This is a genomic window from Rhodococcus sp. BP-241, assembly GCF_019836145.1.
Classification (GTDB): Bacteria; Actinomycetota; Actinomycetes; order Mycobacteriales; family Mycobacteriaceae; genus Rhodococcoides.
Map to the genome: position 1 here is coordinate 208,926 of NZ_JABUEI010000001.1, position 21,856 is coordinate 230,781.

Annotated in this window: 20 protein-coding genes; 9 read left to right on the top strand and 11 right to left on the bottom strand. The window is 68.3% G+C overall.

From position 1 onward, the window contains the following. Window positions 1–25: 25 nt before the first annotated feature. From fabG1 to HQ308_RS00950, 6 genes are all read right to left on the bottom strand, one after another. A complete protein-coding gene (fabG1, locus tag HQ308_RS00925) occupies window positions 26–784 on the bottom strand; it encodes a 3-oxoacyl-ACP reductase FabG1 (RefSeq protein WP_037185384.1) in 759 nt (252 codons plus the stop codon). Window positions 785–892: 108 nt separating this feature from the next. Beyond that, window positions 893–1,888 carry a VWA domain-containing protein gene (locus tag HQ308_RS00930; protein ID WP_027505310.1) on the bottom strand — a complete coding sequence of 332 codons (996 nt, stop codon included), beginning with the start codon at window positions 1,886–1,888 and terminating at the stop codon, window positions 893–895. Then, entirely contained in the window at window positions 1,885–2,889 is a 1,005-nt protein-coding gene (locus HQ308_RS00935) for a DUF58 domain-containing protein (protein ID WP_222645235.1), read from the bottom strand. The genes HQ308_RS00930 and HQ308_RS00935 overlap by 4 nt, the downstream gene beginning before the upstream one ends. A 2-nt stretch (window positions 2,890–2,891) precedes the next feature. Then, window positions 2,892–4,124 (bottom strand): MoxR family ATPase, encoded by a 1,233-nt coding sequence (locus HQ308_RS00940; RefSeq protein WP_222645236.1) that lies wholly within the window; start codon window positions 4,122–4,124, stop codon window positions 2,892–2,894. Window positions 4,125–4,219: 95 nt separating this feature from the next. Then, on the bottom strand, window positions 4,220–5,830 hold the full coding sequence (locus tag HQ308_RS00945) for an NlpC/P60 family protein (protein WP_374197704.1): 1,611 nt from the start codon (window positions 5,828–5,830) through the stop codon (window positions 4,220–4,222). Between the two features lie 289 nt (window positions 5,831–6,119). Next, window positions 6,120–6,689, bottom strand: a complete 570-nt coding sequence (locus HQ308_RS00950) for a DUF6676 family protein (RefSeq protein ID WP_231476272.1) — start codon at window positions 6,687–6,689, stop codon at window positions 6,120–6,122. A 379-nt stretch (window positions 6,690–7,068) separates the two neighbouring features. Between HQ308_RS00950 and HQ308_RS00955 the strand changes: the two genes are divergently transcribed. Further along, a complete protein-coding gene (locus tag HQ308_RS00955; RefSeq protein WP_308115428.1) occupies window positions 7,069–9,873 on the top strand; it encodes an aconitate hydratase in 2,805 nt (934 codons plus the stop codon). A gap of 134 nt (window positions 9,874–10,007) precedes the next feature. Next, a complete protein-coding gene (locus HQ308_RS00960) occupies window positions 10,008–10,577 on the top strand; it encodes a TetR/AcrR family transcriptional regulator (RefSeq protein ID WP_027505306.1) in 570 nt (189 codons plus the stop codon). A gap of 6 nt (window positions 10,578–10,583) precedes the next feature. On the opposite strand, the gene HQ308_RS00965 is transcribed toward HQ308_RS00960, so the two are convergent. Beyond that, the gene (locus HQ308_RS00965; protein WP_027505305.1) at window positions 10,584–12,215 is read right to left on the bottom strand and encodes an ABC-F family ATP-binding cassette domain-containing protein; all 1,632 of its coding nucleotides are present in this window, start codon (window positions 12,213–12,215) and stop codon (window positions 10,584–10,586) included. A 140-nt stretch (window positions 12,216–12,355) separates the two neighbouring features. Between HQ308_RS00965 and HQ308_RS00970 the strand changes: the two genes are divergently transcribed. The 7 genes from HQ308_RS00970 (at window position 12,356) to HQ308_RS01000 (ending at window position 18,975) form a co-directional block, all read left to right on the top strand. Beyond that, window positions 12,356–13,126, top strand: coding sequence for an SDR family oxidoreductase (locus HQ308_RS00970; RefSeq protein ID WP_222631078.1), 771 nt, complete (start codon window positions 12,356–12,358; stop codon window positions 13,124–13,126). Further along, window positions 13,123–14,250, top strand: coding sequence for a lycopene cyclase family protein (locus HQ308_RS00975; RefSeq protein ID WP_222645427.1), 1,128 nt, complete (start codon window positions 13,123–13,125; stop codon window positions 14,248–14,250). Before HQ308_RS00970 ends, HQ308_RS00975 begins: the two co-directional genes overlap by 4 nt. A gap of 43 nt (window positions 14,251–14,293) precedes the next feature. Next, window positions 14,294–15,316 carry a Ku protein gene (locus HQ308_RS00980; RefSeq protein WP_027505303.1) on the top strand — a complete coding sequence of 341 codons (1,023 nt, stop codon included), beginning with the start codon at window positions 14,294–14,296 and terminating at the stop codon, window positions 15,314–15,316. A gap of 183 nt (window positions 15,317–15,499) precedes the next feature. Next, window positions 15,500–16,750: an SDR family oxidoreductase gene (locus HQ308_RS00985; protein WP_261775613.1), complete on the top strand. Its 1,251-nt coding sequence runs from the start codon at window positions 15,500–15,502 to the stop codon at window positions 16,748–16,750. A gap of 40 nt (window positions 16,751–16,790) precedes the next feature. After that, window positions 16,791–17,030: a hypothetical protein gene (locus HQ308_RS00990; protein WP_155956982.1), complete on the top strand. Its 240-nt coding sequence runs from the start codon at window positions 16,791–16,793 to the stop codon at window positions 17,028–17,030. Continuing rightward, complete coding sequence (locus HQ308_RS00995) at window positions 17,027–17,788, top strand: phosphatidylserine decarboxylase (RefSeq protein ID WP_222645237.1); 762 nt, start codon at window positions 17,027–17,029, stop codon at window positions 17,786–17,788. Before HQ308_RS00990 ends, HQ308_RS00995 begins: the two co-directional genes overlap by 4 nt. Further along, entirely contained in the window at window positions 17,785–18,975 is a 1,191-nt protein-coding gene (locus HQ308_RS01000; protein ID WP_222645238.1) for a GNAT family N-acetyltransferase, read from the top strand. Before HQ308_RS00995 ends, HQ308_RS01000 begins: the two co-directional genes overlap by 4 nt. A gap of 7 nt (window positions 18,976–18,982) precedes the next feature. Here the strand turns inward: HQ308_RS01000 and HQ308_RS01005 are convergent, their stop codons facing one another. The 4 genes from HQ308_RS01005 to sufC are packed head-to-tail and all read right to left on the bottom strand — an operon-like array spanning window position 18,983 to window position 21,832. After that, window positions 18,983–19,330 carry a metal-sulfur cluster assembly factor gene (locus HQ308_RS01005; RefSeq protein WP_027505300.1) on the bottom strand — a complete coding sequence of 116 codons (348 nt, stop codon included), beginning with the start codon at window positions 19,328–19,330 and terminating at the stop codon, window positions 18,983–18,985. After that, entirely contained in the window at window positions 19,327–19,797 is a 471-nt protein-coding gene (gene sufU / locus HQ308_RS01010; RefSeq protein ID WP_222645239.1) for a Fe-S cluster assembly sulfur transfer protein SufU, read from the bottom strand. The genes HQ308_RS01005 and sufU overlap by 4 nt, the downstream gene beginning before the upstream one ends. After that, window positions 19,794–21,062, bottom strand: a complete 1,269-nt coding sequence (locus HQ308_RS01015) for a cysteine desulfurase (RefSeq protein WP_222645240.1) — start codon at window positions 21,060–21,062, stop codon at window positions 19,794–19,796. The genes sufU and HQ308_RS01015 overlap by 4 nt, the downstream gene beginning before the upstream one ends. Next, window positions 21,059–21,832 carry a Fe-S cluster assembly ATPase SufC gene (gene sufC / locus HQ308_RS01020; protein WP_027505297.1) on the bottom strand — a complete coding sequence of 258 codons (774 nt, stop codon included), beginning with the start codon at window positions 21,830–21,832 and terminating at the stop codon, window positions 21,059–21,061. Before sufC ends, HQ308_RS01015 begins: the two co-directional genes overlap by 4 nt. Window positions 21,833–21,856 lie beyond the last annotated feature (24 nt).

Sequence of the window (21,856 nt, forward strand, 5' to 3'; positions counted from 1 at the left end):
CGGGCAGGAGTCGGGACGAGGTGGGCTAGTGGCCCATGCCCATACCGCCGTCGACCGGGATGATCGCGCCGGAGACGTAGCTCGAATCGGGTGACGCGAGGAAGCTCACCACCGCGGCGACGTCCTCGGGAGTACCGAGTCGCTTGAGCGGGATGTACTCGCGCGCGGTGTCCCGGAGTTTGTCGTCGAGCTCGGCCGTCATGTCGGTCTCGATGAACCCGGGTGCCACGACGTTCGCGGTGATCGAACGCGAGCCCAGCTCACGGGTGAGCGAGCGCGCCATGCCGACGACACCCGCCTTGGAGGACGCGTAGTTGATCTGGCCGGGTCCGCCGGCCTGACCGACGACGGAACCGAGGAAGACGAACCGTCCGAAGCGTGCCCGCAGCATCGAGCGGCTCGCTCGCTTGGCCACCCGGAACGCGCCGGTGAGATTGGCGTCGATGACGGAGGTGAACTGCTCCTCGGTCATCCGCATCAGCAGGGTGTCGTCCGTGATGCCCGCGTTGGCGACGAGCACCTCGACGGGGCCCTGATGCTTCTCCACCTCGGTGAACGCGGCATCGACGGACGCGGTGTCGGTGACATCGCACTGCACCCCGAACAGTCCGTCCGGTGCACCCGAGCTGCGGTGCGTGACCGCGACCTTGTGGCCGTCCGCGGCGAGTCGGCGGGCCACGGCCAGGCCGATGCCCCGATTACCGCCGGTGACGAGCACGGACCGGGAGACGAATCCCCCGCCGGCCGTCGCGTCGGGTGTCGCGGACTCGGGCGCAGAGGACATACGGATGAACCTTCTCTCTCGGGGGTGCTGCTCGCAGCAACGGCCAGTCGGTGGGCGATCACGGACGTCGTCGATCGCCGCGACCCGCGCGTACTTTACCGATGCGTGTCAGGGGACTCGCTGGCGTAGTGACAATGCTGTGACAAGTCCCGCCGACACGAACAGCACTCCGGCGATCAACCAGGGCCGACTCGCGTCACCGCGGGTGGTCTCGTAGCCGATCTGCTCCTCGAGCGTGTCGTACACCTCGGTGAGTTCCTCGAGACTCGACGCGGTGAAGAAGTTGCCACCGGACAGGCGTGCGATCTCCTCGAGCGACGGGTCGTCGACGGGCACCGCGACGCGCTGGGTGTCGCCCTGCTCGTCGGTGATGTCCACCGTGCCGTAACTGGTGCCGAACGAGATGGTGGAGACCGGGATCCCCTTCGTCTCCGCCTCGCGGGCCGCCGTGTACCCACCGCGCGGGTCGTCCGGGTTCTCGGGAACGGTCTGCTTGCCGTCGGACAGCAGCACGATCCGTGCCGGCGGCGCCGCGTCCGATCCACCGAGCACCGCGCCGAGTGTCTCGATCGACTGCATCGCCGTGAAGATGGACTCGCCCGTGGCGGTCCGCTCGGCCAGCTGCAGCCGATCGATGGCCGATTTCGTCGCCTCACGATCGGTGGTCGGTGAGACCAGCACCGATGCCGTGCCCGCGAACGCGACGAGTCCGAGGTTGATGCCGGGAGTCAGGCCGTCGGCGAACTGCTTGCCGGCCTCCTGCGCCGCTGCCAGTCGCGTCGGCTGGACGTCGGTGGCCTCCATCGACAACGACACGTCGATGACGAGCATGACCGTCGCCCGATTACGCGGAACCCGTTGATCGGACGTCGGTCCGGCCAGCGCGACGGTCAGGAAGAGCAGCCCCACGAGCACGAGCGCCGTGGGGACGTGGCGCACCAGTCCGGGGCGCTGCGGTGCGACGCGTTCGAGCAACTCCATGTTGGTGAAGCGCATGGTGTTGCGCTGACGGCGGCGCTGCGCGAGCACGTAGGCCACCACCAGGCCCGCGACCACGAGGAGGAAGAGCAGCCACCAGGGTGACGAGAAATCGGACAGGCTCACCGCGTACTCGCTCCCATGCTCGCGCCGTGGCGTCGCCGGGACACGAAGCGGACGACGTCGGCGATCCAGTCGCCGTCCGTCCGCAGGGTGAGCCGAGGCGCGCTGCAGCCACGCAGGATCTTCTCGACGTTCGCGCGGTGCGCCGCAGCGGCGGCCGCGAAGTCCTCCCGCAACCGGGGTGTCGTGCTGAACTCCCGCGTCCGTCCCGTCTCCGGATCGTGCAACACCACGTCACCGACATCCGGCAGCTCGAGGTCGCGGGGGTCGACGACCTCCACGGCCAGCACGTCGTGGCGCGCCGCCAGGGCGCGGAGCGGACGCTCCCAGTCCGTCGGACCGAGGAAGTCGCTGACGACGACCACCATGCCGCGTCGACGTTCGGGCCGTCGCAGAGCGTCGATGGCGCCGACGAAGTCGCCGCGGGTGCCGTCGGGTGCGTGCGGTGTGGTGGCCACGGTGCGGAGCAGGGACTGGATGTGCGCCCGACCGCCCCGCGCGGGGACCCGGACGACGCGTGCGCCCGTCGCGACGACGGCGCCGATGCGGTTGCCGCCGCCACTGGTCAGATGCGCGATGGCCGACGTGGCCGCGACGGCGAGGTCACGCTTCTCGCACCCCGCGGTGCCGAAGTCGAGGGAGGCCGACAGGTCGATCGCCATCCACGTCTCGAGCTCGCGGTCCGCGACGCTCTGCCGGACGTGGGGGTGCGTCGTCCGGGCGGTGACGGACCAGTCCATCTGACGTACGTCGTCGCCCGGCTGATACTCGCGTGCATCGCCCGGCTCGGAACCCGGGCCCGGGATGAGGCCCAGATGATCGCCGTGCAGTACGCCGTCGAGGCGCCGACGAACGGTCAGCTCGAGGGTGCGCAGCGCAGCCGACAACCGAGGGTCCTCCAGCGATCCCGAGGCGAAGGACGGGGGCGTACCGCGCAACGACTGCTGCACGGCGGGTGCGCCGAACACCGGATCACCGGGCCGGTCACCCGTGGGTGACGCCATGGTCACCGCGTGGGATCGGTCGCGGGGGTCTGCTTCTGCATCCACGGCGCCGGGCCACCCTGCTGGGGACCGTTCTGCTGGGGGCCACCCTGCTGCGACGGTCCGTCGGGACCGGGCTGCGGGGGTCCGGGCTGGAACTGCTGCGGTCCGCCCGGTCCCGCCTGCTGGGGCCCGTTCTGCTGAGGACCGTTGTGCTGCGGACCGTTGTGCTGGGGAGCCGGCGCCTGCTGCTGGACCGGCTGGGCGCCGACCTGCGGCAGACCCACGGTCTGCAGGATGCGCGTGATGATCTGCTCGGGCGTGATCTCGTCGGCCAGGGCGTCGTACGAGAGCACGAGACGGTGCCGCAGCACGTCCGGCACCACGTCGAGGACGTCCTGCGGCACGACGTAGTCCCGTCCACGCAGGAACGCCAGCGCACGGGAGGCACTGATGATGCCGAGGGTCGCTCGGGGTGATGCGCCGTAGGCGATCCAGCCGGCCACGTCGTCGAGGCCCACGTCGCGCGGAGTACGGGTGGCGGCGATGACGCGCACGACGTAGTCGACCAGAGCATGGTGGACGAACACGGACGCCGCGACGTTCTGGAGGCGCACCAATTCGACCGGGTCGAGGATCTGCTTGGGCTTCGGTGCCGCGACGCCCATGCGGTAGACGATCTCGCGCTCCTCCTCGACCGTCGGGTAGTCCACGACGATCTTGAACAGGAAGCGGTCGCGCTGCGCCTCGGGAAGGGGGTACACGCCCTCGTTCTCGATGGGGTTCTGCGTCGCCATGACCAGGAACGGATCCGGCATGGGGTACGTGTGACCACCGATGGAGACGTGGCGCTCGGCCATCACCTCGAGGAGAGCCGACTGCACCTTGGCCGGAGCTCGGTTGATCTCGTCCGCGAGCACGAAGTTCGCGACCACCGGGCCGAGCTCGGTGTCGAATTCTTCTTTGCCCTGACGGTAGATGCGCGTACCGATGAGGTCGGTGGGCACCAGGTCGGGCGTGAACTGCACGCGGGAGAACGAGCCCCCGACCACCGTCGCGAACGTTTCCACCGCCAACGTCTTCGCCACACCGGGAACACCCTCGAGCAGGACGTGCCCACGTGCGAGAAGCCCGACGAGGATGCGTTCGACCAGTCGGTCCTGACCAACGATGACGCGTTTGACCTCGTAGACGGCCTTCTCGAGCGTCTGCACGTCCCGAGAGATGTCGGTCGTGTCGGTCTCTCGTGACGTCACCTGTGGAACCACCGCTTTCTACCCGGACTCTGCTGCCGAGCACCACTATTGCAGGTGGCGAGGACACATGACGTTCTACCTGCTCGGACGGGGTGTCACTCCACCATGCGGACGGCGTACGGCGTCATGCCGTCGAAACGGACGGGCGACACCTTCACCACCGATCCCGACTGCGGAGCCTCGAGCATCTTGCCGTCACCGAGGTAGAGGGCGACATGCTGCGAGGCGCCCGGACCGTAGAAGATCATGTCGCCGCGGCGCATCTGGGACGACGGCACCTGCTTGCCGGCCGTGTACTGGTAGCCGGTGTAGTGCGGGAGCGAGATCCCGAGACCACCGAAGGCGTACATCATGAGGCCGGAGCAGTCGAAGCCCACCTTGTTGTAGTCGCCGTAGCTGTCGGCGACACCGCCGTCGCGGATGCCCTTGGTCGGCCCGTTCTCGTTGCCGCCACCCCACGAGTAGGGGGTGCCCAACACGGACATGCCGCGGTCGATGACGAGTTCGATGGCTGCGGACCCGGTGAGCGACGGATCCTTGGTGGCGGTCCCGCGACCGCCGCCGGACGACGTGCTGCCCGACGACGTGCTGCCCGACGACGTGCTTCCCGACGACGAGGTACCCGAGGACGTGCCGCCCGAGGACGTGCCGCCCGAGGACGAGGTACCGGACGACGTGCCGCCCGACGAGGTGCCGCTCGACGTCGATCCGGTCAGGTCGGTGTGGTCGCGCTCCCCGTCCACCAACGCTGCGGCACGATCGGCGGCGGCCTGGTTCGCGGCCACCCGGGCGGCCGCGGCCACCGCTGCCTCCTGCGCTGCCTGCGCGGCTGCCGCGGCGGCGGCTTCCTCCGCCTGACGCTGCTGGTCCCACTGCGAGTACGCGTCGCGCTGTCCCTCGAGCCCCGCGGCGTCGTTGCGCGCCTGCTCGAGCTCGGCGGAGGCGCTGTCCCGCTGTGCCTCGACGGCCGCTTTCTGCGCTGCCTGCTCCTGCTGTGCGGTCACGGCCGCGGCGATGGCCTGTTCCGCCTCGTCCTTCTTCGCGTCCGCTTCCGCGGAGGCACGGTCGGCCTCGATCTTGCTCTGGCGTGCGGTGGAGTCTCGGTTGGCCTCCTCGGTACGCGCCCGCTGCAGGCTGTCCAGGGTGGCGTTCTGCTTGGCGGACAGCATCCGCAGGATCTGCGCGCGATCGAGCACGTCCTGCGGCCCCTGCGCGTCCAGCAGTGAGGAGACACCGGCGGACCCGGTGCCCTTGACGTAGTCGGTGACGGCGAAGGCGTCGAACTTCTTCTGCGCGTCGGAGATCATCTGGCCGGCGTCGCGGAGGGCCTGTTGCGCGATGCCGACGGCCGCGGCGGCGGCGTCGGCGACGGTGCGAGCGTTCTGCAGGTCGACGAGGGCCTTGTTGACGTCCTCGCGCTTGACGGCCACCTGCGCGTCGATCGCGGCGAGCTGCTGGTTGGCCGAGGCGACCTGGTCGATGAGTCGACCGACTCGTCCGAGCTGGTCCCCCACGCGCGCACCGGCGGCGGCGATGTCGGAGTCGGAGGGATTGGGCGGGGGCGGCGGCACGGCGGACGCGAGACTCGGTGCGAGGAACCCCGTCCCGGACAGCAGCAGCGTCGTCGCGACGACGGCGCCCCCGATCGTGCGACGCAGAGCCCGCGATCGACCGACGTGCCGTCGACCTCCGGAGTATCGCTTCACCTGTTCGTCTCCCTCACGTCCGCAGTGCGGATTCACCCACCGCACGCGTGGGGAGGACACGACGCAGCGTGACAGGATCCCGGACCACAGCCGACAACGGCCGACCCGGGAGCAACGACCAGCCCCTCTGCGACACTTCTTCCCCAAGCAGTGCCATGCGAACCGTACGACACTTCGAACGCTTAAGGAACTCCAGTCACAAATGACACATGTGTCATTCCGCCGACCGCATCCGCGCTGATCAGGACGTTGTCCGAGAAAGATTCGTTGAGACTTTTTTTGGGAACGGTCACTGCCCGTCGGGCGTGACGGCCTCTCGATCGGTGACATCTCCCGAACGATGTCGGCGTTCGTTCACCCACCAGGTGCCGCCGAGCACGGCGACGACCACGAGAACGAGGCCCAGAGTGATGCCGGTCCACGGTGGGCCGGGCTCGACGAGCACGTCGAGGAAGTTGTCCGCGGACTGCACCGCGTTGCCGGTGTACGCCTGATCCTGACCCGCTTCGAGCGTCACGCGATCGATCGAGTCGCTGAACGTGCCGACCTGTCCCGGACCGATCACGAGGACCGTCCCACCGTCGGTGGCACCGACCGACGTGGCGAGATCGCGGAGCTGCGAATCGAGCGGCGCCGGCGCGTCGAGCACGACGATGCTCAGGTCGATACCGTGCTCGCCGGCGCGCGCCACGACACCCTCGAGCCCGACGACGTCCTGACCCGGCGCGGCCACCCCGTCGTCCGCGACGTCGGCGAGGGTCGCCTGCAGGTCGACGAACGTCGGCACCTCGCTGATCATCGGGAGGGCGACCAGCGGCTGATCACTCAGCGGTAGGGCCGGGAGAGGAGAGAGAGACATCGTCCGTCCGTTGTCGTCGATCGCGAGGCGATGCGGTGGATCGCGAGGCGATGATGGTCGAAGTGTGTGCGCCGTCGAGCGGGACCCTACGGGACGGGACCGTCGCCGAGTCCGAGGCGCACCGAGGTGCACGGAGGCAGCCCTTCGTTGCGCCCGGAACGCTGCCGGGGAACGATGAGTGCGCACCACGGTGAGAGCGACACGGCGATTCGGCCACTCGTTCTCACAGGACAAGCGTACTGTTAGAATCGAAACACCGAGACTGCGGCGGCCTCGACGCCACCCGGGTGCACCCTCACCCACGGCGATGTCCGCCCGCTCTCGCCACGCCGTCGACACAGCCCCGTCGACGGCAGCCCAGAAGACGAGTGGAGCTGACGTGACCGCAAGTATCGATTCGTTCGGCGCCAAGGGAACGCTGGAGGTCGGAGAGAACTCGTACGAGATCTTCCGCCTGAAGGCCGTCCCCGGCACCGAGAAGTTGCCCTATGCCCTCAAGGTCCTCGCGGAGAATCTCCTGCGCACCGAGGACGGCGCGAACATCACCAAGGACCACATCGACGCGATCGCCGCGTGGGACCCGTCCGCCGATCCGAGCATCGAGATCCAGTTCACGCCGGCCCGCGTGATCATGCAGGACTTCACCGGTGTCCCCTGCATCGTGGACCTCGCGACCATGCGTGAGGCCGTCACCGCTCTCGGTGGCGACCCGGAGAAGGTCAACCCGCTCGCTCCGGCCGAGATGGTCATCGACCACTCCGTCATCATCGACGTGTTCGGCCGCGCGGACGCCTTCGAGCGCAACGTCGACATCGAGTACCAGCGCAACGGTGAGCGCTACCAGTTCCTGCGGTGGGGCCAGGGTGCGTTCGACGACTTCAAGGTCGTCCCGCCCGGCACCGGCATCGTGCACCAGGTCAACATCGAGCACCTCGCCCGCACCGTCATGGTGCGGGGCGGTCAGGCCTACCCCGACACGTGTGTCGGCACCGATTCGCACACCACGATGGTCAACGGCCTCGGTGTGCTGGGCTGGGGCGTCGGCGGCATCGAGGCCGAGGCGGCCATGCTGGGCCAGCCCGTCTCCATGCTCATCCCGCGCGTCGTCGGCTTCAAGCTCAACGGCGAGATCAAGCCGGGCGTCACCGCGACCGACGTGGTGCTCACCGTCACCGACATGCTGCGCAAGCACGGCGTCGTCGGCAAGTTCGTCGAGTTCTACGGCAAGGGCGTGGCCGAGGTCCCCCTGGCCAACCGCGCGACGCTCGGCAACATGAGCCCCGAGTTCGGTTCCACCGCGGCGATCTTCCCGATCGACTCGGAGACCGTCGACTACCTGCGCCTGACCGGACGCTCCGACGAGCAGCTCGCGCTCGTCGAGGCGTACGCCAAGGAACAGGGCATGTGGCACGACCCCGAGAACGAGGCGACGTACTCCGAGTACCTCGAGCTCGACCTCGGCGACGTGGTGCCGTCCATCGCCGGACCGAAGCGTCCGCAGGACCGAATCCTGTTGTCGGAGTCCAAGATCGCGTTCCGCAAGGACATCCACAACTACGTGGGTGGCGAGGACGTCGACGCCACCCCGTCGAAGCTGGACGAGGCACTCGACGAGACGTTCCCGGGCTCGGATCCGGCCACGCTGTCCTTCGCCGACGACGATGCGGCTCCGCTGCACTCCGCCGCCGGCAACGCCGAGGGTCGCCCGACCAACCCGGTGCGCGTCGACTCGGACGAGCAGGGCTCGTTCGTCCTCGACCACGGCGCCGTCGCCATCGCGTCGATCACCTCGTGCACCAACACCTCGAACCCGTCGGTCATGCTCGGCGCTGCCCTGCTGGCCAAGAAGGCCGTCGACAAGGGTCTGACCAGCAAGCCGTGGGTCAAGACCTCGATGGCGCCGGGCTCACAGGTGGTCACCGACTACTACGACAAGGCCGGCATGTGGCCGTACCTGGAGAAGCTCGGCTTCTTCCTCGTCGGATACGGCTGCGCCACGTGCATCGGTAACTCGGGACCGCTCGATCCCAAGATCTCCGAGGCCATCCAGGACAACGACCTCACGGTCACCGCGGTCCTGTCCGGTAACCGCAACTTCGAGGGTCGCATCTCCCCCGACGTGAAGATGAACTACCTGGCGTCCCCGCCGCTCGTCATCGCCTACGCGCTGGCCGGCACCATGGACTTCGACTTCGAGCACGACGCACTCGGTCAGGACAACGAGGGCAACGACGTCTTCCTGAAGGACATCTGGCCCTCGCCCAAGGAGATCCAGGACACGATCGACTCGTCCATCTCCAAGGAGATGTACACCAAGGGCTACGCCGACGTCTTCAAGGGCGACGAACGCTGGCGCGGACTGCCCACCCCGGACGGCAAGACGTTCGAGTGGGACCCGCAGTCGACCTACGTGCGGAAGCCCCCGTACTTCGACGGCATGCCCAAGGACCCGGAAGCCGTCACGGACATCTCCGGTGCGCGCGTGCTGGCGTACCTCGGAGACTCGGTCACCACCGACCACATCTCCCCCGCCGGCAACATCAAGGCAGGAACGCCTGCTGCGCAGTACCTCGACGAGCACGGTGTCGAGCGCAAGGACTACAACTCCTTCGGCTCGCGTCGCGGCAACCACGAGGTCATGATCCGCGGAACGTTCGCGAACATCCGGCTGCGCAACCAGCTCCTCGACGACGTCTCGGGTGGCTACACCCGCGACTTCACGCAGGACGGTGGCCCGCAGGCCTTCATCTACGACGCGTCGCAGAACTACCAGAACGCCGGCATCCCGCTGGTCGTCCTGGGCGGCAAGGAGTACGGCTCCGGATCCTCGCGTGACTGGGCTGCCAAGGGCACCCGCCTGCTCGGCGTCAAGGCCGTCATCACCGAGTCGTTCGAGCGCATCCACCGCTCCAACCTCATCGGCATGGGCGTCGTCCCGCTGCAGTTCCCCGCCGGCGAGTCGGCGGCGTCGCTGAAGCTCGACGGCACCGAGACCTTCGACATCTCGGGCATCACCGAGCTGAACGAGGGCCGCACGCCGAAGACGATGCACGTCACCGCGACGAAGGACGACGGCTCTGCCGTCGAGTTCGACGCCGTGGTCCGCATCGACACCCCCGGCGAGGCGGAGTACTACCGCAACGGCGGCATCCTGCAGTACGTGCTGCGCAACATGATCGGCTGATCACCGCAGTGATCACTGCCCCGTGAGGGGAGCAGAACGCGCACGACCGCGCCGCGATACCGCGTGTATCGCCGGTTCGGTCGTGCGCGTTCTGCGATCAGCACGATGTCCCCAGCACACGACAGGAGCACCGAGTGCCGAAGGTCAGTGACGACCATCTCGCGGCGCGCCGAAGTCAGATCCTCGACGGCGCGCGCCGCTGTTTCGCCGAATACGGTTACGAGGGCGCCACGGTGCGGCGACTCGAGGAGGCCACCTCGCTCTCGCGAGGAGCGATCTTCCACCACTTCAAGGACAAGGACGGGCTGTTCCTCGCGCTCGCCCGCGACGACGCGCGCCGCATGGCGGACGTCGCCGCCGAGCAGGGGCTCGTCCAGGTGATGCGGGACATGCTGGCCGCTCCCGACCAGTTCGACTGGCTCGGTACACGTCTGGAGATCGCCCGACGGCTCAAGACCGACGCCGAGTTCCGGGCCGGGTGGTCGGAGCGCTCGGTCGAGCTGCAGGACGCCGTCCTGTCACGTCTCGAGCGTCAGAAGTCTGCGGGCCGACTGCGGGACGACGTGCCCACCGCGGTACTGCTGGGATACCTCGACCTCGTCATGGACGGTCTCGTGACCCGCATCGCGTCGGGCCAGGGCACCGAGAATCTGTCGGCCGTCCTCGATCTGGTCGAGGAGTCGGTCCGTCGCGATCGGCCGTGAGCCGACTCAGGCGAGCGTGATCAGGTCGAGGTAGTCCTGCGACCAGTGGTCCTCGTTGCCGTCCGGCAGGAGGATCACTCGTTCGGGAGACAGCGCCTCGGCCGCACCCGGATCGTGCGTCACCAGCACGACGGCGCCCTTGTAGCTCCGCAGCGCCTCGAGGACCTGCTCACGCGAGATCGGGTCGAGGTTGTTGGTCGGCTCGTCGAGCAGCAGCACGTTGGCCGCCGACGAGACCAGGCCGGCGAGCGCGAGTCGCGTCTTCTCACCGCCGGAGAGAGTGCCGGCCGGCTGTTCGAGCTGCGGGCCGGTGAACATGAACGCACCGAGCAGCGACCGCAGCTCCTGCTCCGGGGTGTCCGGTGCCGCGTGCCGCACGTTCTCCCAGACCGACGCCATGTCGTCGAGGGTGTCGTGTTCCTGGGCGAAGTAGCCGATGCGTAGACCGTGACCGGGCTCGATCTGGCCCGAGTCGCTCTTCTCCGTGCCGGCGAGGATGCGGAGCAGCGTCGTCTTGCCGGCGCCGTTGAGGCCGAGCACCACGACGCGGGAACCGCGGTCGATGGCCAGATCCACACCCGCGAAGATCTCCAGGGACCCGTACATCTTGGTGAGGTTCGACGCCATGAGCGGCGTCTTGCCGCACGGTGCGGGCTCGGGGAAGCGGATGTGTGCCACCCGGTCGGACACGCGTTCCTCGTCGAGGTTCGCCATCAGCTTGTCGGCACGCTTGGCCATGTTCTGGGCGGCCACGGCCTTGGTGGCCTTCGCACCCATCTTGGCGGCCTGCGCGCGCAGAGCGCCGGCCTTCTTCTCCGCGTTGGCACGCTCGCGGCGACGACGCTGCTCGTCCGTCGAGCGCGCGTCGAGGTACTTCTTCCAGTTCATGTTGTAGACGTCCGGCTCGCCGCGGACGGCATCGAGGAACCACACTCGGTTCACGACGTCGTTCAGCAGCTCCACATCGTGACTGATGACGATGAGCCCACCCTCGTGGCTCTGCAGGAAGCCGCGGAGCCAGGTGATGGAATCGGCGTCGAGGTGGTTGGTGGGCTCGTCGAGCAGCAGCGTGGTGGCCGAGCGACCACCACTGCCGTCGGACGCCGCGAACAGGATGCGTGCCAGCTCGACGCGGCGGCGCTGACCGCCGGAGAGGGTGCGTAGGGGCTGCGCCAGGACACGGTCGGGAAGTCCGAGGCTGTTGCAGATGCGCGCCGCTTCGCTCTCGGCCACGTAGCCGCCGAGCGAGGCGAAACGCTCCTCGAGCTCGCCGTATCGGCGGACGGCCTTGTCGAGGCGATCCTCGTCGGCCACCTCGGCCATGAGCGCCTGCTGCTTCTCCATGTCGTGGAGCAAGGTGTCGAGTCCGCGGGCGGACAGGACGCGGTCCTTGGCCAGCAGGTCGAGGTCGCCCTCCTTGGGGTCCTGCGGCAGGTAACCGATGTCCCCGGTGCGGGTGACCGAGCCGGCGTAGGGCTCGCCCTCTCCTGCCAGAATGCGGAGAGTGGTGGTCTTCCCGGCGCCGTTGCGGCCCACGAGGCCGATGCGGTCGCCGGCCTGCACGCGCAGGGCGGGCCCGGGAGCGGACAGAAGAGTACGCACGCCGGCACGAACCTCCAGGTCGGTGGCGGTGATCACGGTGCGAACTCCTCGATCGTCGTAGTTGTCCGGTGGCAGACCGGGCGCAGCGCGAAGTCGACTGCGCAGCAATCCCTCATTTTAACGCCTCCGCGGGCTCCCACGGTCCACGCAGACGTGACTCCGCTAACGTTCGACGCATGGAGAAGGAACAGGATCTGCAGGGGCGTGTCGCCGTGGTCACCGGCGCGAGCCGCGGAATCGGTCGGGCCATCGCGGCCGACCTCCTCGCTCGCGGCGCCGCCGTGACGGTGACCGCCCGCAAGAAGGAGCAGCTCGACGCCACCGCCGAGGAGTTGCGCGCCGCGGTACCGGGGGCCACCGTGCTCGCCATCGCCGGCAACGCCGGGGACGAGGAGTCCCGCCGCGAGACGGTCGACCGCACGGTCGCCGAGCTCGGCTCACTCGACATTCTGATCAACAACACCGGCATCAATCCGGTGTACGGATCGCTGATGGAGGCCGATCTGGCCGGCGTCCGCAAGATCTTCGAGGTCAACGTCGTCGCGACACTCGGCTTCATCCAGGAGGCGCACCGAGCGTGGATGGGCGAGCACGGCGGCTCGGTCGTGAACCTCGCCAGCGTGGCGGGAATCCGATCCACCGGAGTCATCGCCGCGTACGGCTCGTCCAAGGCGGCGCTCATCCGGCTGACCGAGGAGCTCGCGTGGCAGCTCGGACCCTCGATCCGTGTGAACGCGGTGGCCCCGGGCGTCGTCAAGACCAAGTTCGCCGAGGCACTCGTCGCCGATGGCGAGGAGGCGGCGGCCGCCGGCTACCCGATGAAGCGGCTGGGAACGCCCGAGGACGTGGCCTCGCTCGTCGGGTTCCTCGTGTCCGACGCCGCGTCGTGGATCACCGGCGAGACGGTGCGCGTCGACGGCGGACTGCTGGCGACGGGAACGTTCTGACCGACGTCCTCGTCGTCGGCGCCGGCCCGTCCGGCCGCGCGGCGGCACATCGCTGCGCGGCCGCGGGGGCAACGGTGACTCTCGTCGACCCCCGTCCGGATCGTCGATGGATCAACACGTACGGGATGTGGACCGACGAGATTCCGGACTGGGTGCCGGAGTCGACGCGCGCGTCCACGTCCTGCTCCCCCGTCGTGGTCGGCACACGCCGACACGTGGTGGACCGGGGGTACTCGGTGCTCGACACCGGACGACTGCAGGACGACCTCACGCTCGACGGAGTGTCGGTGGTCGCGGAGTCCGCGGCGGAGGTCACGCCCACGTCGGTGACCCTGCGGAACGGCACCTCCCTGTCCGGCGGCACGGTGATCGACGCCCGCGGCTCGGCGGTCGGACCCGGAGTCCCCGAGCAGACGGCCCACGGGGTCGTGGTCGACGAGGACACCGCCGCACGTGCCTGCGGCGGCGAGTCCGCGGTGATCATGGACTGGCGGCGGGACAACGGTGCGGACGCGGACGCGGTGCCGTCCTTTCTGTACGTCGTGCCGCTGGGCGGCGGCGCGGTGTTGCTCGAGGAAACCTGCCTGGTCGGCCGGCCCGGCCTCACCTCACCCGAGCTCGCGCGTCGGCTGCTCGCACGACTGGCTGCGCGGGGTGTGACTCTGCGCGGCGACGAGCCCGTCGAGCGGGTGCGCTTCGCGATGCGTCCGCCGACCCGTCCGACGCGCGGGGTCGTCACCACCGGGACGCGGAGTCCGGCTCTGCACACCGCCACCGGGTACAGCGTCGCTGCCTCCCTGCGCCGAGCGGACGTCATCGCGTCGGCCGTGCTGGACGGCGGCGGCGTCGACTCGGCGGGATCGCGGGCGGTCACCCGGCTGCGGTCGGTGGGCGCGGACGCTCTGCTGTCCTTCCCGCCCGATGCCCTCGCGCCGTTCTTCGACCGATTCTTCGAGATGCCGTCGACGCTGCAACGCGCCTATCTGTCGTCGGACGACGACGTCGCCGGCATGTCCCGGGCGATGCTGACGCTGTTCTCGCGGATCGGTTCGTCCGACCGCCGCGTGATCCTCGGAGCGGTCCGTCGGGCGATGTTCTCCGCAGCGGTGGGGACGCGTTCGTGACGGGTGGTGGAAATGTGACCGGGCGTGCCCCAAGATTGGACACATGCGATCGATCTGGAAAGGCTCCATCGCCTTCGGCCTGGTGAACGTCCCGGTCAAGGTGTACACGGCCACCGAGGACCACGACATCAAGTTCCATCAGGTCCACGGCAAGGACGGCGGTCGCATCAAGTACGACCGGAAGTGCTCCGTGTGCGGTGAGTCGGTGCAGTTCGCCGACATCGACAAGGCCTACGAGACCCCCGACGGCGACCGGGTGATCCTGACCGATCAGGACTTCTCGTCGCTGCCCGCCGCCGAGAAGCACGAGATCCCGGTTCTCGAGTTCGTGCCGACCGACCAGATCGATCCGATCCTGTTCGACAAGAGCTACTACCTGGAGCCGGACTCGACGTCCCCGAAGGCGTACGTGCTCCTCCGGGAGACCTTGTCCACGACCGATCGCACCGCACTGGTGCACTTCACGCTGCGACAGAAGACGCGCCTCGCGGCCCTCCGCGTGCACGACGACGTGCTGATGATCCAGACGCTGCTGTGGCCCGACGAGGTGCGGGCCGCCGAGTTCTCCTCGCTCGACGACGTCACCGCGCCCCGCCCCAACGAACTGAAGATGGCGGGGGCACTCGTCGAGAGCATGTCGGGCGACTTCGACCCGTCCGAGTACACCGACGACTACCAGATCGAACTCCGCAAGGTCCTCGACGAGATGATCGAGAACGGCGGCGAGAAGGTGGTGCACGCCGAACCGGAGGACACCGACTCGGGAGAGGACGCCGAGGTCGTCGACCTGGTCGCGGCACTCCAACGCAGCGTCGAGGCGGCGGGCCGGTCCGGCCGTGGTCGTCGCGGCGACACCGACTCGGCATCGACGAAGGACGAGTCGGGGAACGAAGAGTCCGCGACGAAGGCTCCGGCGAAGAAGGCAGCCGCGAAGAAGGCACCGGCCAAGAAGGCGGCGGCGAAGAAAGCGCCCGCCAAGAAGACGGCCGCGAAGAAGGCGGCGGCGAAGAAGGCCGGGAGCGGCACGTCGTCGGGCGACGAGGACCAGCAGCGCAAGGGGGCGTGAGGTCTCACGACCACGGCGTGCGCGTCCGCACGGGCCTCACAATCAAGTGCCCACGGAACCGTATGTCTCACAACGCCAAACGTGGTTGATCACCCCAAGGATGCTTTTACTCTCTCTGGAGAGACACAGCGAGTCGTCCCGGTCACACCGGCGACGGGCGCCGCATCCATCGGGGGAGATCACATGTTCGACGAGTACACGTTCAGCACTGTCGCCAACGACGGGCACCTGGTCAGTCCGGTCGTCGCTCTGACGGGCGACGCGCCGTCGCTGTTGTTCTCGCGAAAGTATGCGGACGTCGCGGCGCTGTCGGCCGGCGACCACGAGCTGCTGCGACCTATCGTCGATCCGAGCACCGCCGAGCAGGTGCGCTCCATGGCGCCGCCCGCCGACGAGGTCGCGCTGGTGTTCGGTGCCAACGGCTTCGTCGGAGCGCATCTCGTCGCGGAACTGTCTCTGCGCCCCGGAATCACGACGGTCTACGCCGGTGTCCGATCCGCCGGCGACTCCTCCGCCGCCGAGCGTTTCGAGGAGACCGTCGCCCAGTACTCGATCACCGGGATCGATCTCGCGAAGATCGTCGTCATCGAGGCGGTTCCGACCCGGACGAACTTCGGTCTGGACGAGGACACCTACCTGCGGCTCCGCGGCACCGTCGACCAGGTGTTCAACTCGGCGAGTTCCACCGACTACGACTCCAGCTACCTCGAGTTGCGACAGGACTGGTTCGTCTCCCTGCTGCGCGTCGTCCAGTTCACCCTGGAGGACCGTCGCAAGCACCTCACCTACATGGGGTCGATCGGCGCCTTCATCTACACCAGCCCGGAGGACTTCCTGCGTCCCGATTCCTGGTGGTACTCGGGCTACTGCCAGATGAAGTGGATCAACGGTCAGCTCCTCGGATGGCTCGCACGGGACGGCGTCGCCTCCGTCACCCTGGTCGAGTCGCCGTACGTGCTCGGCAGCACCACCGTCGGCAAGGACCCGGGTCGCGTCTACAGCTTCTGGCGCGCGATCGAGCTGGCGAACAGTGTCGGTGCGATGTGGGACGGACCGGGCATGAACTACGCGCCCGTCGACGTGCTCGCGCGCGTGCTGGCGGACAACGCTCTCGGCGACGGCACGCTCCCCCACCTCGTGCCGTCCAATCCGGTGCCCTACAGCAACGCCGTCCTGGCATCGGCTCTCGGCCTGGACCTCGTGCCGTGGGCGGAGTTCAAGGCGATCGTCGACAGCAAGATCCCGGCGGAGAAGACGGCGTCCCTGCTCGGGTCCGACGTCAACGACCTCATCCGCCGTTCCAACGCACCGTCGCTCATGCCGTCGTCCTTCGACGGATCCTCGTGGGATCACGATGCGCTCTTCGCGCTGTACCTGTCGGTCATCCAGTTCCGCGACGCGACGGCGCGCCGACCCCGACTGGTCACCGCGTGAGCAGAAGCGCACAGACCCGCGACGTCCTCGGTCGTGCACGATGAGTCGCGTCCCGCCGCAACCGATGTTCCTGGAAACCGGCGCGAGGTACCGGGTCCGGGTGTTCCTCGGCGATTTCGTGAACTTCACGCTCGGGCTCGTCTACTACGTCGCCTGCGCGACCCTCGGGGTGCTCGCCGTCGCGATCGACGCCGTGCTGCGCACCCATCTCTACGACGCGTTCATCGCACTGGTCGAGCGCATCGACCACGGTAAGGAGACGGTGGTGGAGCCGTCGTGACCAGAGCAGCCACCACCGCCGGAACCGTGGCTCTCGCCGCGCTCGTCGGCGGGTACTCGTACTGGCGCAGCGCCGCCTTTCTCCGTGATCCCGAGCGGTCGGTGCCCCCGGACCCGTCGTCCATCGTGTCGGCGGCCGACGGCTACATCACCTACGTCAAGCGTGTCGAGTCGGGCCAGATGCCGGTCGCCGTGAAGAAGCGGCGCACCATCCGGCTGTCCGAGTACGCCGGGATCGACTCCGACGCGAGCGGGTGGCTCGTCGGCACCTACATGACCGAGCACTCGGTCCACCGCAATCGCGCACCGATCGAGGGGGCGGTGGTGGTGCGTGAACACCGCGGCGCGGCGCCGTTCAACAGGTCGATGGCTCGCATGACGGCGAACCTGTTCCTGCACCGCACGCCCTACGACGAGGGGTGCGAGTACCTCCTGACCAACGAGCGACTCACCATCGGTGTCCGGCACGCCGACGGTCCCACCGTCTTCGTCACACAGATCGCCGATCTGTGGGTGGACCGGATCGTCGCCCACGTCGAGGTCGGTGAGAATCTCGCTCGCGGCGAGCAGTACGGCCTGATCCGCTTCGGGTCACAGTGCGACGTGTTCCTTCCCGACGCTCTGCTCGACGGCGACGTCCTGGTACGGCCGGGGCAGTACGTGTGGGCCGGTGAGTCGGTGCTCGCCCGGTCCGTCGTGCGGCCGGCACCGACGACCCGGAGCCCGATGCAGGACGACCTCGAGGAGGCCCTCTCATGACCTCACGTACGGTCGGTCGGCCGGTCACCACCGCGGCCGTGACCATCACAGCGGTACGCACCCGTCGCGACTGGTCGGCCTTCGCGAAGGTCCCGTTCACGGTCTACCGGGACGACCCGAACTGGATCCCCGGCGACATCGCGGACGTGGGCTCGATGCTGCGTCGGCCCTCTGAGGAGACGCAGAGCCGGATGACGAGTCAGGCGTTCCTCGCGTATCGCGGTCCGCGGCTCGTGGGGCGGATCGCGGCCATCGCCGACCTGGTCTTCATCTCGCACTACGAGGAGCAGACCGCGTACTTCGGCTACTTCGAGTGCCTCGACGACCGGGAGGCCGCGCACGCTCTGCTCGACGCCGTGGCCGCCTGGGCTCGGGGGCGGTCGCTGAGCACCGTGGTGGGTCCGATGAGCCCGTCATTGCTGTGGAGCGCGGGAGTGCTGGTGCACGGCAACGACATTCCGCCGCTGGTCGGGATGCCCCACAATCCCCCGTATTACGCCGATCTCCTCGAGTCGTGGGGTATGACCAGCATCAAGGAGTTCCACAGCTTCTATCACGACGACCCGCACACGCTCGTCCAGTCGCCGCCGTTCGCACGCAAGTACGCGATGGGCCAGAGGTGGAAGGCGCGGTCGTCCGTCGTCGTCCGGCCGATGAATCCGGCGACGTTCGACGAGGACGTGGCCAAGCTGCGCGTGCTCTACAACACCGCATTCGCGTCGTTCTGGGGATTCACGCCCGTGGAACCCGACGAACTCGATGCGCTCGTGGCGACCATGCGTCCGATCCTCGATCCCGAGATCGTGCTGTTCGCCGAACTCGACGGCGAGGTCGTCGGCTTCGTCATGGGGATCCCGGACGTGAACAAGGCGGCCCTCGGAGCGGTGCGCTCACGGTTCGGCATCGTGCGCGATCTCCACACGATCGCGCGGTGGCGGGGGCCCGGCGGACGCAGACACCGCACGCACGTGCGGCTCGACATGATGTTCGTGGACCCGAGCTGCCCCGACAAGGGCACCTCGGCACTGCTGATCTTCGAACTGTTCCAGCGCCTCCACGACGGCGGATACGCCTCCGTGGAAGCAGCCCCCGTGCTGGCGGACGGAGGCTGGTTCCACTCGGTGCGTTCGTCCTACCCGGTGGACCCGAGCAGGACGTACCGCATCTTCTCGCGTGAGATCGGGTGAGCCGGCTCTAGACGGTGAAGCCGAGCGCGCGCAGCTGCTCGCGGCCGTCGTCGGTGATCTTGTCCGGTCCCCACGGCGGCATCCAGACCCAGTTGATCTTGAGGTCCTCGGCCAAGCCACTGCGCACCAGGGCGGTGCGGCTCTGGTCCTCGATGACGTCGGTCAACGGGCACGCCGCGGACGTCAGCGTCATGTCGAGGGTGACCACGGCCTCGTCGTCGATGGTGATTCCGTAGACCAGTCCGAGGTCGACGACGTTGATGCCGAGCTCGGGGTCGACGACGTCACGCATGGCCTCCTCGAGGTCTTCGATGACGGAATCGGGCGCCACTGCGCCGTTGTCGGTATCGGTCATGATCGTCCTCCACTGTTCGCGTGCTCGTCCTGCGTCTCCGCAGTACGAACAACGGCGTCCTTGAATGCCATCCATCCGAGCAGCGCGCACTTCACGCGTGCCGGGTACTTCGCCACACCCGCGAAGGCGATGCCGTCGCCGATGACGTCCTCGTCACCCACGACGGTGCCGCGGCTGCCGACCATCGCCGAGAAGGCGTCCACCGTGAGAAGCGCGTCCTCGACGGAGAGTCCGACGACCTGGTCGGTCAGGACCGAGGTGGCCGCCTGACTGATGGAGCACCCCTGCCCGTCGTAGGACACGTCGGCCACGACACCGTCGGCGACGTTCACGCGCAACGTGACCTCGTCACCGCACGTGGGGTTGACGTGGTGCACCTCGGCGCCGAACGGCTCGCGGAGCCCACGACCGTGCGGGTGCTTGTAGTGATCGAGGATCACTTCCTGGTACATCTGTTCCATTCTCACGCGGCACCGCCGACGCCGAAGAACGTCTGTGCCGTGCGGATCGCGTCGCGCAGCGCGTGCACTTCCTCCACCGTGTTGTAGACGGCGAACGAGGCACGGGCCGTCGCGGCCACGCCGAAACGACGGTGCAGCGGCCACGCGCAGTGATGCCCGACGCGGATGGCGACGCCCTCGTCGTCGAGGATCTGCCCCAGATCGTGCGCATGGATGCCGTCGACGACGAACGACACGGCTCCCCCGCGGTCCTGCGTGTCCGTGGGTCCGATGATGCGGAGCCCGTCGATGGTGGCGAGCTCCGACAGTGCGGCAGCAGTGAGCGTCTGTTCGTGCGCGGCGACGGCGTCCATCCCCAGCGCGTTCAGGTACTCCACGGCGGCACCGAGACCGACGACCTGAGACGTCATGGGCACACCGGCCTCGAACCGCTGCGGGGGCGGTGCGTAGGTGGTCTGCTCCATCGTCACGGTCTCGATCATCGACCCGCCGGTGATGAAGGGAGGCATCTCGGCCAGGAGCGCCGACTTGCCGTACAGGACACCGACCCCGGACGGTCCGAGCATCTTGTGCCCGGAGAACGCCGCGAAGTCGACGTCGAGCGCGGAGACGTCCACCGGCATGTGCGGCACCGACTGGCAGGCGTCGAGGACGACCAGTGCGTCGACCGCCCGTGCACGACGGACGAGTTCCTCGGTGGGAGCCACCGCGCCCGTCACGTTGGACTGGTGGGTGAACGCGACCACGCGCGTGCGGTCGGTGAGCTCGAGCGAGTCGAGATCGATCCGGCCGTCGTCGGTGACCCCGTACCACCGGAGCGTCGCACCGGTGCGGCGTGAGAGCTCCTGCCACGGAACGAGATTCGCGTGGTGTTCGAGCTCGGTGATGACGATCTCGTCACCGGGACGCAGCGACCGCGCGAAGCGGTCGTCGCCGAGGACGTGCGTGACCAGGTTGAGCGACTCGGTGGCGTTCTTGGTGAACACGATCTCGTCCGCGCGGGCACCCACGAAGGCGGCAATGCCCGCGCGGGCACCCTCGTAGGCGTCCGTGGCCTCCTCGGCCAGCTGGTGGGCCCCGCGGTGCACGGCGGCGTTGCAGGTGGTGAGGAAGTGCCGCTCGGCATCGAGCACCTGCACCGGACGTTGAGACGTCGCGCCGGAGTCGAGGTACACGAGAGGCTTGTCGTCGCGCACGGTACGACCGAGGATCGGGAAGTCCTCCCGAAGCCTCGCGACGTCCAGGGTGCCGACCGACGCGACGGCCGTCATGCGCCCGCGGTGGTCTTCGTGAAGCGCTCGTATCCGTTCGCCTCGAGCTCGTCGGCCAGCTCGGGTCCACCGGACTCGACGATGCGGCCCGCGGAGAACACGTGCACGTGATCGGGCGTGATGTAGCGCAGGATGCGGGTGTAGTGCGTGATCAGGAGAATGCCGCCGTTCTCCCGCTCCTTGTAGCGGTTGACACCCTCCGACACGACGCGCAGAGCATCGACGTCGAGGCCCGAGTCGGTCTCGTCGAGAATCGCGATCTTGGGCTTGAGCAGACCCAGCTGCAGGATCTCGTGGCGCTTCTTCTCGCCGCCGGAGAAGCCTTCGTTGACGCTGCGCTCGGCGAAGGCCGGATCGATGTCGAGCTCGGTCATCGCCTCCTTGGCCTCCTTCACCCAGTGCCGCAGCTTCGGGGCCTCGCCGCGCACGGCGGTGGCAGCGGTGCGGAGGAAGTTGGACATGGAGACACCGGGAACCTCGACGGGGTACTGCATCGCGAGGAACAGGCCGGCGCGAGCACGCTCGTCCACGGACATCTCCTGCACGTCCTCACCGTCGAGCAGGATGGTGCCCGAGGTGACGCGGTACTTGGGATGGCCGGCGATCGCGTAGGAGAGCGTCGACTTGCCCGAGCCGTTGGGGCCCATGATGGCGTGCGTCTCGCCCGACGAGACCGTCAGATCGACGCCCTTCAGGATCTCGATCGGCTGCGCGGCGTCGTCGGTGTTCGCGACGTCGACGTGCAGATCGCGGATTTCGAGAGTGGACATGATGTTCCTTGCCTGTCTGTGAAT